Source organism: Alkalicoccus daliensis (genome assembly GCF_900103955.1).
Taxonomy (GTDB): domain Bacteria; phylum Bacillota; class Bacilli; order Bacillales; family Salisediminibacteriaceae; genus Alkalicoccus; species Alkalicoccus daliensis.
In genome coordinates this window covers 98,518-112,466 of the sequence record NZ_FNIL01000001.1, presented here as the reverse complement: position 1 = coordinate 112,466, position 13,949 = coordinate 98,518, and the positions used below count along the sequence as shown (strand labels likewise).

General features: G+C 40.0%; 13 protein-coding genes and 1 pseudogene. 2 read left to right on the top strand and 12 right to left on the bottom strand.

All coding sequences use genetic code 11. The features are described 5' to 3' along the window. Positions 1-3: 3 nt before the first annotated feature. Complete coding sequence (locus tag BLP92_RS00590; protein WP_090839558.1) at positions 4-759, top strand: hypothetical protein; 756 nt, start codon at positions 4-6, stop codon at positions 757-759. A gap of 148 nt (positions 760-907) precedes the next feature. Here BLP92_RS00590 and BLP92_RS00585 read toward each other — a convergent pair whose 3' ends face one another. Together BLP92_RS00585 and BLP92_RS00580 are read right to left on the bottom strand one after the other, a co-directional pair. After that, positions 908-3,172, bottom strand: a complete 2,265-nt coding sequence (locus BLP92_RS00585) for an alpha/beta hydrolase family protein (protein ID WP_090839556.1) — start codon at positions 3,170-3,172, stop codon at positions 908-910. A gap of 21 nt (positions 3,173-3,193) precedes the next feature. Further along, a pseudogene (locus BLP92_RS00580) lies at positions 3,194-3,769 on the bottom strand (peptide-methionine (S)-S-oxide reductase); the annotation flags it as partial. 567 nt (positions 3,770-4,336) lie between these two features. Here BLP92_RS00580 and BLP92_RS00575 point away from each other — a divergent pair. Then, complete coding sequence (locus BLP92_RS00575; RefSeq protein WP_090839552.1) at positions 4,337-5,392, top strand: DUF3900 domain-containing protein; 1,056 nt, start codon at positions 4,337-4,339, stop codon at positions 5,390-5,392. An 84-nt stretch (positions 5,393-5,476) separates the two neighbouring features. Here the strand turns inward: BLP92_RS00575 and BLP92_RS00570 are convergent, their stop codons facing one another. The 10 genes from BLP92_RS00570 to BLP92_RS00525 form a co-directional block, all read right to left on the bottom strand. Further along, positions 5,477-6,034 (bottom strand): DUF2179 domain-containing protein, encoded by a 558-nt coding sequence (locus BLP92_RS00570; protein ID WP_090839550.1) that lies wholly within the window; start codon positions 6,032-6,034, stop codon positions 5,477-5,479. A gap of 158 nt (positions 6,035-6,192) precedes the next feature. Next, complete coding sequence (gene trhO, locus BLP92_RS00565) at positions 6,193-7,167, bottom strand: oxygen-dependent tRNA uridine(34) hydroxylase TrhO (protein WP_090839548.1); 975 nt, start codon at positions 7,165-7,167, stop codon at positions 6,193-6,195. Between the two features lie 122 nt (positions 7,168-7,289). After that, complete coding sequence (queE, locus tag BLP92_RS00560; RefSeq protein WP_090839546.1) at positions 7,290-8,030, bottom strand: 7-carboxy-7-deazaguanine synthase QueE; 741 nt, start codon at positions 8,028-8,030, stop codon at positions 7,290-7,292. Further along, positions 8,023-8,502: a 6-carboxytetrahydropterin synthase QueD gene (gene queD / locus BLP92_RS00555; protein ID WP_090839544.1), complete on the bottom strand. Its 480-nt coding sequence runs from the start codon at positions 8,500-8,502 to the stop codon at positions 8,023-8,025. The genes queE and queD overlap by 8 nt, the downstream gene beginning before the upstream one ends. Positions 8,503-8,508: 6 nt before the next feature. Further along, positions 8,509-9,165, bottom strand: coding sequence for a 7-cyano-7-deazaguanine synthase QueC (queC, locus tag BLP92_RS00550; RefSeq protein WP_090839542.1), 657 nt, complete (start codon positions 9,163-9,165; stop codon positions 8,509-8,511). Between the two features lie 316 nt (positions 9,166-9,481). Beyond that, positions 9,482-9,973 (bottom strand): metallophosphoesterase family protein, encoded by a 492-nt coding sequence (locus BLP92_RS00545; protein WP_090839540.1) that lies wholly within the window; start codon positions 9,971-9,973, stop codon positions 9,482-9,484. Continuing rightward, entirely contained in the window at positions 9,970-10,176 is a 207-nt protein-coding gene (locus BLP92_RS00540; protein ID WP_090839538.1) for a hypothetical protein, read from the bottom strand. The genes BLP92_RS00545 and BLP92_RS00540 overlap by 4 nt, the downstream gene beginning before the upstream one ends. Positions 10,177-10,228: 52 nt before the next feature. Beyond that, on the bottom strand, positions 10,229-10,816 hold the full coding sequence (locus BLP92_RS00535; RefSeq protein ID WP_090839536.1) for a histidine phosphatase family protein: 588 nt from the start codon (positions 10,814-10,816) through the stop codon (positions 10,229-10,231). 396 nt (positions 10,817-11,212) lie between these two features. Beyond that, positions 11,213-11,473, bottom strand: a complete 261-nt coding sequence (locus tag BLP92_RS00530; RefSeq protein ID WP_090839534.1) for a metal-sensitive transcriptional regulator — start codon at positions 11,471-11,473, stop codon at positions 11,213-11,215. 1,358 nt (positions 11,474-12,831) lie between these two features. Continuing rightward, complete coding sequence (locus tag BLP92_RS00525) at positions 12,832-13,809, bottom strand: zinc-binding dehydrogenase (RefSeq protein ID WP_090839532.1); 978 nt, start codon at positions 13,807-13,809, stop codon at positions 12,832-12,834. Positions 13,810-13,949: the final 140 nt, after the last annotated feature.

Genomic DNA, 13,949 nt, shown 5'->3' with positions numbered 1-13,949 from the left:
ATTATGGAAAGTAACACGCATCAGCATCTCAAACACCAGGCGCTGCTTTGGTTAAAAGCAAAAATGACAGACTTGTGCGCTACGGAAGTGAAATTTGTGGTGCAGCGCAGGAAAAGAACAGCAGATGCTGTGGGAATCAATATGAAACGAAAAGAAGCACGAATTGTGGAAGTAAAAGCATCCCGTTCGGATTTTTTACGAGATGAAGTGCTGCAGGGAGAGCTTGGCTACGATGCAGTAGCCGCATATGCTTATATTTTAACGCCTGCGGGCTTATTAAAAAAAGAAGAAGTACCGGAGCGCTATGGACTTCTTGAGATTGATGAATACGATAATATTAAAGTAATAAAACGACCTGTAAAAAATAAAAAACCTAAACTGAAACTTGAAACACTTATTAAACGAACAGGCAGAGCTGCTACAAATGCATTTCTATTTCAGCAGGAATCCAAGCTTTCCCGGGATAAAACGAATGGAGCTTTTGAAAAAAAAGCGCTGGCACATCTTGTGAGAATCACCTGTGCACAATGTAAAAAACGAAATTCTTATGTTATTGCACCTGATGCTGAAGAAATAACGTGTGCAGTAAAAACATGCGGCCATAAAATAGAAGTTCATAAAGGACGGCCTTTTCATGTAACCTCTTATAATGAAGATTTTCTAAAGCAGCTTTCTCAGGTGGCGGAACAAAAAAATATTTATGTCGTTGAAGATCCAGTATCAAAGGAAAAAAACGTGTCAGACCAAAGAACTTCATAGCTTTTTGAAAAAGAATTATAATTTAAAACATCTTGGACAAACCTTTTTCATAAAAACAGCTCTCGCCACATTGGCAAGAGCTGTTTTTATTTATATGGGAACCCTTCATTTTTTGTGATAGGAAAACTGAAGCACTTCTATCAGTGCTCTATTCACTAAAAAAGCCAATATCATCAATAATTAATCGACCTGGTCCTTCTGAAAACTCAAAGATAATCTCTTCTAAGTCTCCTAAAACATTTTCTTCTGTAAAGGCTTCTACAGGAATCATATGCGTATGAAACGCAGGCTGAATGGCTTCGTCATATTTTCCGTCTCTAAAATGCTCTTCTAAAAATGGATACCTTGAATACTGTGTCCAGACAGAGTCTGGAAGACGGTCATAATCATCAAGAGCTGCGGACACTTCATTCCCATCATCAAATACAAAACGGATGTGCAGTTCTGGATCTGTCACTCCCTGATAATTTTCTAATTCTTTATCCATCTGTGCCATGGAAAAAGAAAAAGTATTAAAATCCTCACCGAAATAATTATCCCTGTACTCTTCTGGAAGCGAGAGAGTGTAGCTTCCTTCCTGATCCCATTCAAAAATAACTCCATCCGCTGCCTTGTTTCCACCTTTTCTGTCTTCTGTTGAAACTTTCTCCCATTCTGTGAAATTCTCCCCGGATGCTTCAACTCCTTCCGGGAAGGTATCACGCGGGTTACTGCTGTTAAATGTCACAAGCGGTTCATAGCTTGTATCCAGATAACGAGTTACGTACTGTGTCTCAGGAAGCCATTCCCTCCCGGTACGAACATCTTTAAATAAAGGAAGATATTCTTCATTTTCTCGAAGCGTCACTTCAAAAAATGCGGAGATAAACACTTTCGTAAGCTCCCGCTGCTCTTCCGGCTCCATCATCTGCTCCCTGCTTAAAAACAGACTTCCAGGCAGCCGCATATCCGCTCTTCCCCAGTCAGTATTAAATTGACTGTGGTTGGCATCTGCAATATAAACTGCTGACTTAACAAAGTCTCCTTCATTCGTAAAACTTGTTCTGCTGTATTGTCTGTCTCCACGGAAATTGTGTACATCTCCATCCCGTGCTCCATGTAAAGTAAGATAATTAACATTTCCCGGCGCCGGCCGGGTATCATCTACTTCCTGATCTGTAGGAGCAATCCCCACAATAGAAGTTACTTCCAACTCTTCTATACCTGCCAGAGAAGGATCATTTTCAAAAAATCTTTCATGATCAGCAACCATTGCAACTGCCTGTCCCCCGCGGGAATGACCGATTAAGGCAAGAGAGTCCATATTTAATTTGCCTTCCAGCAGATTTCCTTCGGTTTCAGAAAACCGCTGCAGCTCGAGTAAATGCTGCATAAATAACCATGCGCGAAGTTTCATATCCTCGTCCGGAATACCAGTCCAGTTTGAGAAATTAACAAAATTCTGATCAATTGAAACTGCCGCATAGCCATGGGAAGCAAGGTGCTCTCCTAAATACCCGTAACCACCATCAGAAAAATTTTCCATGCGATGATTTCCATGGGCAATCAAAACTAATGGAAAAGGGCCTTGCCCATCAGGGAGCCACATTTCCCCGTTCAGCGGAAGGGATGTTTGATCAAACCCCCAAAACCTTGTCCGCCACCCCGGCCATTCATTTTCTTCAATATACAGCGAGGCATCTACATTTGTAGAAATAAGATCTACATTTTCATTAAACTGCTCTCTGTGACGATCCTCTCCATTTCCATAATGCAAATGAATTACTTCAAGCTCTCCTTCCTCTCCAGGGTCCGGAAGGGATAAGGAAGGGGAGTTTTCAGCATCGGCAAATGCTGATTCAGATTCGTGCTGTTCAATTGTTGGATGAAATAGAATTAAGAAAACAAACCAGGCAGCAGGCAAAAGACTCAGAAGGATCTTTTTTAAAATATTCATCCTGCCCAGCCAAATTTGAAAAAAACTTCCCAGCACGTATGCACTGAGGATAAATATACCGGTTGTTACAGTAATAAAAAAAGTACCCAGACTCGCTTCTTCCTGAATATAATATGCCAGATATGCTGTATAGGCAGAGGCACTGAAGATTAATCTGGGCAGCGGTATGTAAAGCAAAGACATAAGAAAGCTGAGCAGAAAAACAGCAAGTATAAACAACCCTGTATTTGCTGAAACAAAAATAATAATATCAATCCAGGTACCTAATCCAGTCGGCGTTCCCAAAGCACCAATTACTGCTGCAAATATGCTGGCAATATATATAGCTGCCAGCACTCCTTCCAATCCTCGATCCCATGCGCCGGTCTGTCTAAAGCGTGTGATCCACCATCCGGCAATACCGTATTTTCTGCTGTGAATTCTGCTTCTATGTCGAAAAGAAGCAGGGGCCTGCCGGTATGAATCCTGATAATTCATAATTATATCTCCTTCTAACAACTACCATTTGACGGACTGCAGCAGCTTTTTCCATTCCTGTTGTTGGTTTTCATCGGCAGTCCATAATGAAAGATTGCTGTAAATTTCATTCATCGTTAATTCTCCCTGCGCTGCAGCATTGAGCTTGGCAGCCAGTAGAGAGTCCCTAATATCTTCCTCTGAAGAAAAATGGTTCTGTAAAGGTTCCCAAGCTTTCTTAAACCTTCTTAAGGAGTATTTCTGATGATAATTTTCTGCAGGATAGAAGCTTTGAAATGCGGATAATTCAGTATCTATTTTACTTCCTTTTCGCTCTTCATATATAGTACGCACTTTCAAAGCCGTCTGTTTTTCTTCATTAGAACGAAACAAAAGTAAAGACAAATATTGTCTTCCGCCGTATCCATGGTTTTTTCCGCTGTGGAGCGTCCAAAATTCATGCAGTAAATCTTCATAACTGATTATCAATGGATCATAATCGATTTCAATACATTCTGTATGATTACCCATTTTTCTATAGGTTGGGTTTATTGTATCTCCTCCGGCATATCCTGCTCGTGTCCGCAGTACTCCCTGAAGACGGCCAAACTGACCATCGGGTCCCCAGAATCAGCCAAGTCCAAAAGTTGCAGTCTGAATGTGCTTCAACGTTTATCCCTCCATTTTCCTTATCTACCCATATTACCATTGATTAATTGACTTTTGCATCTTATTATCTTTAAGGTGCTTTCCATAATGATAAGGTGTAATTAATATTTAAAACTGTGCTCGATTATTTTTAACTGCAAATTACTTTTCGTTAAATTCTGCTTGTATGAAAGTTCTGTAAAGAAGTATTAATCTCGGAAAAAATTATTAGAAAAGCGACGTACACTTGGTTATCTAAATTTATGATACAATTTGTAAAAGCTGGTTCTCTTCTTTCGAAAAGAAATTTAAATATCACTTGAGCTCACTGCATCCTCAACACCGATTTCTAAGAACTTAACAAACACAATATAAAAATTACTATTAAAGTACTTCCGAACGCGGCTGGAGATGCCTGAAGAACCAGCACAGTTTGAATATCCATTTGTGTGCAGTAAGCGTTCGTAAGAAATCCAGGCCAGCGCATAATCCTGAATTAAACACTAAGCAAGTTACGATAAAAGAGGAGTTATTCTAATGGAAATGAATATGAATTTTATAGCGTTTTATGCTATTCAGGACGCTGAAGGAAGCGGAAAACAGGCAGTATTACAGACGATTATGGGAAATGAGGACTACGAGAACAGCGCCATAGAAACATTTCTTCATGAAGAATTTAAAAAAATGCTTGTTCGAAAAGCAGACCGCCATCCTTCCACACCAAAAGCTGCTACAAAAGTCGGCCAGTTCATGGTAGAGCCGGGCTTTGAACTTGCTTCCAATCCCAATTATGCAATGCTGGAACGAGTCAGACAAGCGAAGCAGACAGAAGATTTTACTGAAGAAGCAAACAAAGTAATTGATGCGTATATACATACTTCAGCAAATCGTGGAGGTATTATGCTTGTGGTACAAGTTTCACTGCCTGAGTACTCCAGCCAGCCCTTTGTTTTAATTACCAAATGCGACTTCGAAGATCATATTGTCACTCTCGGCGATGAAAAATCTTTGCTTCGCCAAGTGAACCGTGCGATTTCTACGAAAGGCATGAAAGCAATTCAATTTCCTCATATGCCTCATGAAGGAATGGTAGAGCCATGGGAAATAAAAATTCATCAGGCTTCTCATGCACACTATTTCGAAGATTTTCTTCCCTACGTCGAGTATCCTAAAACAAAAAATGAAGTTGCTGCACTGGAAGTAGTCCAGTCTGCACAGGAGTTTGTGCTGTCAGAATTCGAAGAAGACAGCGAAGAAAGAATTGCAGAAGAGGAAGTACTTGAAGCATGGGCAAACACAGAAGAACGGACGCTTCAAGGCCGGTGGGAAGAAGATAAAGTAAAAGAAGTTTCCCAGCCCATTCTGGAAAGAAACCCCGAAGTTAAATTGAGATTAAAGCTGGATCATATGAAAATAGATGCTTTACTGGAGGATTTTGGAGAGCAGCTGCAAATTGCAAGAATCGGGGAAAGGTATGTTGTGCTATTGGAAGGTGAGTATTTTTCCTTTGATAAAGAAGCTTCTCCTGTAGAATTTCTACAGCCGGATTCTTTAGATAACATTGTATCCCGAATGAAATCGAAATATGAATAGCAGCTCTTCACACAAAAAAACTTTTACTGATTATAAAAGGGACCTTTCATTTGATTAATGAAAGGTCCCCTATTTGAAAATAAATTACGCTGATTCTCTCTGCTGCTTTTTACGGTTGAAAATTTCTCTTCGCTTACGCATACCTTTAGTAATATAACCGCCTTTGAAGCTTCGTGGTTCGTAGGAAGCGACAAATGCGCTTTCTTCATAAGATTCAATGATACGGTAAAATTCTTTTTCTCTGTCTCTGCGGGAAGTACAATACAGCAGATAACGATCTGCATTGATTCCCTGCACTGTAGAAGTGGATACACTGAATCCTACTTCCCGAAGCCTCTTTACTAATTCTTCATTCGCCTTAGGAATATTTGCTTCGATCGATACGTAACCTATTGCAAGTTTTTCCTCTACATAAGCTCCTATATATAAACCTACTCCAAAACCGACTGCATAAGCTGCCATGTTATAGAAGTTAGAAAGATCACTGAGTACAAGACCAACTGCTACTACATAAATAACTCCTTCGAGCACACCAAGACCAGCTGCTTTTCCTTTTTGCGACTTTACCATCATAATGGTTCGAAGCGTGAGGATAGGAACATAAAGAAGCTGGGCAAAGAAAATGATAAGTGGTTCTAGCATAATGGGGAATCCCCTTTCTCTATAAAGAAAATCTCTTGCTCGCTTCATTTTAGCAGGGAATTTTAAAAAAGAAAGCAAAAACATTCGACAATTTGCGACAAATAATTCACAAGAAAAATCCTGCCTCCGATCAATGCGACCAAAGCAGGATTTTTAAATTATCGCTGAGCAGCGTGAAGGTGTTCTTCAATTTTTTCAAGCTGGGCATTTACTTCTGCCTCTGTCATGCCTTGCGCTATCACATATCGGTTCCGAGGACTTACCCGGCACTCGTGCGTACATGCACCTAAATAGAACGCTTCAGTTTCTTCAGATAGTAAAATCTGCTTATTACAGGCAGGGTTAGAACAGTTCACATATCGTTCACATGGTTCTCCCGTAAAGTGATCACGTCCGACGATAACATGCTCTTCCTGGTTTATCGGCACACTGATTCTTTCATCGAATACATAGCATTGTCCGTTCCAGCGCCGACCGCGAACTTCAGGATCCTTCCCATAGGAAACAATTCCGCCTTCGAGATGGTTTACTTTATCAAATCCTTTTTCAACGAGCCATCCTGAAAACTTTTCACAGCGGATCCCTCCGGTGCAGTAAGTTAAGATTTCTTTCCCTTCGAGCATTTCCCTATTTTTATCCACCCATTCAGGCAACTCCCGGAAATATTCAATGTCCGGGCGGATCGCTCCATCAAAATGTCCAAGATCATATTCATACGTATTTCTTGCATCTAATATGATAGTGTTCGGGTCCTGCATCTTTTCATACCATTCTGTTGGACTTAAATAATTTCCAGTCACTTCTCTTGGATCTACATCTTCTTCATTTAACCGAAGAGTTACAAGTTCCGGCCGGTAACGTACATGCATTTTTTTAAAGGCATGGCCATCTGCCTCATCTATTTTAAAGATGATGTCTTTAAACGCCGGATCAGCTTTCATATCTTTCATATATTGATCGGTCTGGGCATAAGTCCCGGAAACTGTTCCGTTAATTCCTTCATCCGCAATTAAAATGCGTCCTTTTAACCCAATGCTTTTACAGTATTCCAAATGCTTCTGGGCACGTTCTTCAGGATCTTTTATATCAGTATACAAATAGTAGAGCAAAACGCGATATGATTCTTTTTCCATCGGTTTTAAACCCCTTTCATTCATTAAATTCAATTTATTTAGGAAAGTACGCAAGATATTATATCAAATCATTTATAAAAAAAATAGTACATCGCATAGAGAAAAAGCACAAAGTAATGAATTTACACTCCGCGCTTATTTCCCCAAACAAGTGTATGCAGCTGCGGCAGGACACGGACCTGATTCATATCTCTGTCCTGCATTGTCCGATCTACCAGCTTTTCATACTCTTCCAGCAGTTTTGGAACAAGATCATCGGTTTCTTTTTCATCCCCGGTGTCTTCATTTCCTACCTGCAGAAAGAAGGATATCTGCGGATAACGTGCATGAATCAGTTTTGCGTATAAGAAGTCTTCTTCATTAAAAACAACTACTTTTAAACTGACGTGGGCAGTACGCCCAGCTTCCATTAATTGTTCTATAATACTATCGAGCACTTCGAAATTTGTCTTCATCAGCGAACTTGGGGGTTTCGGCGAAATAGTGAGATCATCAATATGCAAAAACCAATCCTGCCACCTGCTCCCCTGTGTTTCCAGAGCTACTTCCACATTTTGGGCATGCAGCAGTTCCACCAGGGACCCCATATGCTTTAATAACGCAGGATTTCCACCTGAAATAGTAACGTGGGAAAAGTTATGTGGTGCCAGAAAATTCAGCCTTTCCAGTACTTCTTCAGCTGTCATTTTCCTGATATCGTCTTTTGCACTGCCATCCCAGGTAAACGCTGAATCACACCAGCTGCAGGAATAGTCACATCCTGCAGTTCTCACAAACATTGTTTTTTTACCGATAACCATTCCTTCTCCTTGAAAAGTGGGACCGAAAATTTCCAACACAGGAAGTGTTTTGGTATTACTCATCTTCCATCCACTCCCGCTTCACTTCAGCATAGCTAGTTGGCGTTTCAAACAATCGTACAAACTCTACACGAAACTGCTGGCTGCCTGATTGATTCCTGTGCTGCAGTGCTTCATTCATCTGTTCATAAATCCAGACCACCATATTTTCTGCTGTGGTATTCATTAATGGAAGCATTTCATTTAAATACCTGTGATCTAATGATGGCTCAATATATTCTTTCCAAATTTCTTTAATATCCCCAAAATCAATCATAATTCCTATCTCATCCACAAACCCGCTGATGCCAAATACGACAGTATAAGTATGACCATGCAGATTTTTACATTTCCCTTCGTATTCGTGCAGATGGTGTGCTGCATCAAAAGTAAATTCTTTTGAAACCATCACCCGCTTCTGGTGATACTTTAAATCTTCTTTCTGTATATCCTGACCTATTTTCTGCAGTTTTTCTACAATCCGAAATCCGAACATAAAAAATCAAGCTTCCTTTCTATTTAAATACGCATCTAAACCCTGGTTCCGGAGTTCGCATGCCGGGCATTCTCCGCATCCATCGGCAATCACTCCGTTATAGCAGGTCAGTGTTTTATTTCGTACAAATTCAAGACCCTGTAACTGATCCGCCAGCTCCCACGTTTCTGCTTTATCCAGCCACATCAGGGGGGTGTGAAGTACAAAATCATAATCCATCGCTAAATTAAGCGTTACATTTAGTGATTTCACAAAAACATCTCTGCAGTCAGGATAGCCGCTGAAATCAGTTTCACAAACGCCGGTAATAATATGCCGCGCATCATTTTGCTTTCCTTTAATAGCTGCAAAAGTCAGGAACAAATGATTTCTTCCATCTACAAAAGTGGTAGGGAGTTCACCTTCTTTTTGTTCAATCTCAATATCATCTCTCGTCAATGCATTTGGAGCCAGCTGGTTGAGCAGGCTCATATCAAGTACCGTATGCGGGATGTTTAACTCTTCTGCTATATCCTCAGCTACTTTGATTTCCAGTCTATGGCGCTGATTGTAATCGAACGTTACCGCTTCTACTTCATCAAACTGCTTCATTGCCCATAACAAGCAGGTAGTACTATCCTGACCTCCACTGAAAACAACTACTGCTTTTTCCTGTTTCTTCATTTATATACGACTCCTTTTTCAATTAATCCAGACAAATGCAGAATTATATAATCCGCAAAAATTTATTTGAAAATCCCTTATTAAGGGGCTTACTATACAAAAAAGAGGTGCTTCGTTCAGCCAGTTTTCCCCAGCTAAAAAACGAAGTCACCTCATAGAAAAAACCATATCATCAGGATATGGATTCAAGCAGGAAACCTAGTTTTTTATAGAGGGTTTAGCTAGAACCTCTTCTGCAATAAGCATATTAAATATATTTTATAAAATCCATCATTCATCATAGCATTTAATTTAAACAGCGTCTATAAAAGCTTCTTCAAAAAAATTCATGACGCACAGACAGACCTTTTGAAGATATTTCCACCCAGGCAAACGAGCGGTAAGGAACGCGCCGTTTATCAGTGGCAGAGCCCGGATTGATATACAGCGTTTTACCATGATAACGAAGATAAGGAATATGCGAATGGCCAAAAAAGACAACATCTAAATTTGTATTAAAAGAATGCTGAACGCGTTTCTCTGTGGAACTTCCCTTGCCTTCATGCCCATGAATTAATCCAAAATGATACCCAGCTTCCTCCCATTGCAATATGTCCGGCAAGAAAGAAGAAAGATACGCATCATCAACATTGCCATAAACTCCTTTTACATGAGGGTGCATGCTTTTCAGCATCTCATAAACGCCCTGTGTCTGCCAGTCCCCAGTATGAGCAACAACATCTGCAGCAGATAGTGCTTCTATCACCTGTACCGGCAGTTCTGGTCCTTTTTTAGGCAGATGCGTATCACCTATGATTAACAGCCTCATGACCTCCCCCTCTTCTCCATCCGCAGTGAACGCAGACCGATCATAATTCTAAGTGATGCACCAAAACTTATAATAACTCCTAATACGATAAACAAAAATACGCGGTCCGTAGCTAAAATACCAGTCACAGCCAAGATGATAAATGCTATTCCCAGCAGCAGGAAAAAAATTTCTACAGCAATAAAAATTCGGCTTTTGGACACAATTCCTTTCCTCCCGCTTTTTATATTTCCTATAATATAACACGGACGCTTCCTAATATTCCCGGCAAAAACTCTGCTGAGCAGATAAAGAAACTTCCAAAAGTTCAAGCTTCCCGGTTTTTAAATGAATTTTTATAATATCACCGGATTCAATCAATTTCCACAAATCATATGTATTCATTGATGTGAATTCTTTCGCATAGGAAACCAGCTGCAGTGACGGTGCAATTATTACTGCATTTTTCCCCTCATGTCCAATCAATATTTGATCTATTGACCTTTTCATCTGTTGTTTCATATCTTCCAACAATATCTCTGATACTTTAATATTTTTTCCTGTCTTTAAAAAAGAAGCTACATAATCTTCCCATTTTTTCACTTCGAAATTTACTGGTTTTCCAGGCAGTACAGGTGAATGATCTTTCAATGCACTCCACGTAACTCCTAAAATGGCAGCGCTTATGTAGGTAGTTTCTACGGCGCTGCGGTAACCGCTGCTGAATATGCAGGAAATATCCTTTAATTTCTCTGCCCTGACTTGGGAATGCTGTTTTCCTGCTTCACTTAACCCCGTATTAAAATCCACTGCATGAGGTGGCACATCGGCTGCAGCGTGAGTAAATAAATAAAGAGCTTCCATTCAACCTCTCCTTTATCCTAATTAATCTTTTTACCCTCGTCAAATGTCCTTATAATATAGAAAATAGACAAACTTCAGTACATTCATTACTTCCTATATACTATTTTACCGTAGTATTTTAGTTGATAAAAGTAATTATACTTAGATACCCGTAAAAATTTATTGGTGTTAATTATATATTGTGATGGGTAAAAGTGGAAGCTTTCCGAGAGGGCTCGGTGTGAAGCACCTGGCAGTTCACTATTTTCTGCAGGTGGTAGCAGGCTGTGTAGTTATTTCAGCACTGTTAAAAGAGGCATTAGGTACATAATTTTTTATTTAATACTCCGCTCATTGGTTGGTTATTTGGGGATAAACAAATCAGTCCCAGGGAATTCAGGGACTGATGCAAAAAAGTTATCTTGTTTTTACAAGCATATTCACTGCTTCCTGGATAGTTTCTTCAGAATCTTCTCCACTCTCTATCTGCTCTCGGACACACTGTTCCAGATTTTTACTGACTACCAGGCCTATTGCACGATCCATCGCATTACGAGCAGCAGCCATCTGCCCGACTAGCTCCCGGCAGTCTTCTTCCTCTTCCATCATTCGAATTACTGCCCGGACCTGTCCTTCCACTCTTTTTACTCTATTCTTCATTTGGGGTGTATATTCCATTCTCTCACTTCCTTTTCATTAATACTTACTCTTTACATAATAGCGGTCCATATATTAATAATTACTGATTTCTTATTTGGGTATTAGATGCATACAGCGGAAATTATACTTTATACATCGATTTGATGAAGACTGAAAATTAAATCAAAGTTACAATTCTACTTTTAAAGAATACCCCCTGGTATATTTTCTCAAACCAATATTCATATTTATTTTTTGAAAAAATTCCCTTATTTAAAAGATTAATAAATGAATCATTTATTTCCGGCTTTTTAATTAAGGCTACTTTGAAAATAAAGGTTTGCTAAAAAGAAATAACCATCCTGCTTCACTTTCGGAGAGGCTTATCCATGGGCTTGTTCTCGACTAATTTGGCAGAGAGAACGTCCGTCAAAAATGGGTTCTCCAACTGCGCTCGTGCGTCCTCTCCTTTGTTACACAGCAGTATGAATGTTCATACTTCATGGTGCAAATTTTCTGCATGAAGATCTCAGTTAAGATCTAATGTAAATATCAGTAAAGTACGCCTGTGGCTCCTTTTTCTGCGCTTGCTACGGAGAAATCCTTCCGCTATCCCTTGGAAATAGCAGAGTTCCGCACAGCCAATCCAAGCAAGGCAAAGACCGTCCTGCTTGGATTAAGATCCAGGCTGGCTTCCCACCTGCTTTACGAGTTCGCCTGCGTTTGATCTTCACGCTTTCTTTTTCCGCAGCCGTCTACCCACCTTGTCTTCATTTTATTGATAGAAAAGCTTGTAATAGAAACAATCTTTTTCTACTGTTTCGCAAAGGTAAAGCGACGGAGGCCTTTTTTAGTGAGAGCATTGCTCCGCTCGGCCAGCAGTTACCTTCACAAAAAGCGTGAAATTGAATTAAAGAGCATTTGGCCGGCTTCGCCAGTGCGCGGTGAAAGTGCACCCCGCCTCTGGAAGATTCCGCAGTGGAACGAGGAAGCGGAGGAGTTCATCCACGGCAAGTAAGCTGCAGCGAAATGTTCTCTTGTTAAAAATGAACATTAACGAAGCTTTAATTAAAACTAATATTTATCTAAATTAATTATCATTTACTAATTATTTTCCATAGCTATTTTTGTTTAACTTTTGTATAATGAACGATAAGCAGCAGGGGAACGCTGAGCGGTTGCATTTTTACATGTTTCCTAATTCCGGTCCCCTGTTGTTCTTTTACATATGTATTTTAAAGAAGGCCTGCAGAATTCTGCAGGCCTTCTTCTATTCAATCATTCACTACCAGCATTAAAGACAGTTTTACCTCATGCCTTTACACATGATTGCTATGGCTGCTTCCTAATCATTCTTCATTTAGTTGAAATCTCTCAGCACATAAAGTACCGATAATTTACCAGACCGCCACAATTTTCCCTTTTACTTTTCGTGTAGAAAGCTGCTCTAGACCTTTTGAAACATCTACCATTGGTATTTTTTGAGAAACTCTCGCTTTCAGCTTCCCATTACTCAGCATCCCCAGCATTTCCGTCCCAATTTCTGCGATTCTTCGCTGCGCATCCATATTTTTAGATTGCAGGACACTGCCAAGCGCTACATGGTGGAAAGATTTTGGATGAGCAAACGTTATGGAGTCATCTATTTTAGGCTGTCCTGCGATAAAAGCTATCTCTCCATTGTAGGTTAATACATCCAGAGAAGCTGTCGCATTATCTCTTCCTGCTGTATCCAGCACGTAATCTACCCCTATGCCGGAAGTTTCTTCCAATACTTTCTCAACGAAAGATTCTTTTGTATAGTCTATCGCTACATCTGCGCCAAGTTCCTTCACATAATCATGATTTTCTGCACTCGCAGTTGTAAACACCTTCAAACCTGCATTTTTAGCAAGCTGGATAGCAAAACCACCAACACCTCCTGCTCCGGCGTGGATCAAGATAGACTTCCCTGCACGTACTCTCAATTTTTCAAAAATTGCCTGATATGCCGTGTATCCTGCAACAGGAAGTGAGGCTGCATCTTCAAATACGACATTGTAGGGAATTTTGCTTACTGTGTGTGCTTTCGCTACAGCAAACTCTGCAAAACCGCCCCACTCTGCCATGTTGTTTAGGAAGACGACATGATCCTCTTCACTGAACCCTTCTACCTCTTCCCCGACAGCTTCAATCGTACCTGCGACATCGAGTCCCAATACATGAGGAAACTCCCAGGCAGGGTTTCCATTTTCCCCAGTTTTATAATCAACGGGATTTAAACCTGCTGCTTTCACTCTTACCAAGACCTCGTCCTTGCCGTAAGCAGGAATATCTACCTCTTGAATCTTCATATCTTTCCATTGTCCGGCTTTTTCTAACAATAATGCTTTCATTCTCATTTCCTCCTTATATGTAAAAGTATATATAGGAAATTATACGGATAAAAAATGTAAAAAAGCAAATAATACGATTAGGACTTAATTTCCAGTTGTTTTAATTCAAGAATAAAGATACATTATATGAAGAGTTTCTG

Excerpts from the sequence above, each read along its gene's own strand:
- BLP92_RS00590 (WP_090839558.1), top strand. The coding sequence starts at position 4 with ATGGAAAGTAACACGCATCAGCATCTCAAACACCAGGCGCTGCTTTGG.
- BLP92_RS00585 (WP_090839556.1), bottom strand. The coding sequence starts at position 3,172 with ATGAATTATCAGGATTCATACCGGCAGGCCCCTGCTTCTTTTCGACAT.
- BLP92_RS00575 (WP_090839552.1), top strand. The coding sequence starts at position 4,337 with ATGGAAATGAATATGAATTTTATAGCGTTTTATGCTATTCAGGACGCT.
- BLP92_RS00570 (WP_090839550.1), bottom strand. The coding sequence starts at position 6,034 with ATGCTAGAACCACTTATCATTTTCTTTGCCCAGCTTCTTTATGTTCCT.
- trhO (WP_090839548.1), bottom strand. The coding sequence starts at position 7,167 with ATGGAAAAAGAATCATATCGCGTTTTGCTCTACTATTTGTATACTGAT.
- queE (WP_090839546.1), bottom strand. The coding sequence starts at position 8,030 with ATGAGTAATACCAAAACACTTCCTGTGTTGGAAATTTTCGGTCCCACT.
- queD (WP_090839544.1), bottom strand. The coding sequence starts at position 8,502 with ATGTTCGGATTTCGGATTGTAGAAAAACTGCAGAAAATAGGTCAGGAT.
- queC (WP_090839542.1), bottom strand. The coding sequence starts at position 9,165 with ATGAAGAAACAGGAAAAAGCAGTAGTTGTTTTCAGTGGAGGTCAGGAT.
- BLP92_RS00545 (WP_090839540.1), bottom strand. The coding sequence starts at position 9,973 with ATGAGGCTGTTAATCATAGGTGATACGCATCTGCCTAAAAAAGGACCA.
- BLP92_RS00535 (WP_090839536.1), bottom strand. The coding sequence starts at position 10,816 with ATGGAAGCTCTTTATTTATTTACTCACGCTGCAGCCGATGTGCCACCT.
- BLP92_RS00530 (WP_090839534.1), bottom strand. The coding sequence starts at position 11,473 with ATGGAATATACACCCCAAATGAAGAATAGAGTAAAAAGAGTGGAAGGA.
- BLP92_RS00525 (WP_090839532.1), bottom strand. The coding sequence starts at position 13,809 with ATGAAAGCATTATTGTTAGAAAAAGCCGGACAATGGAAAGATATGAAG.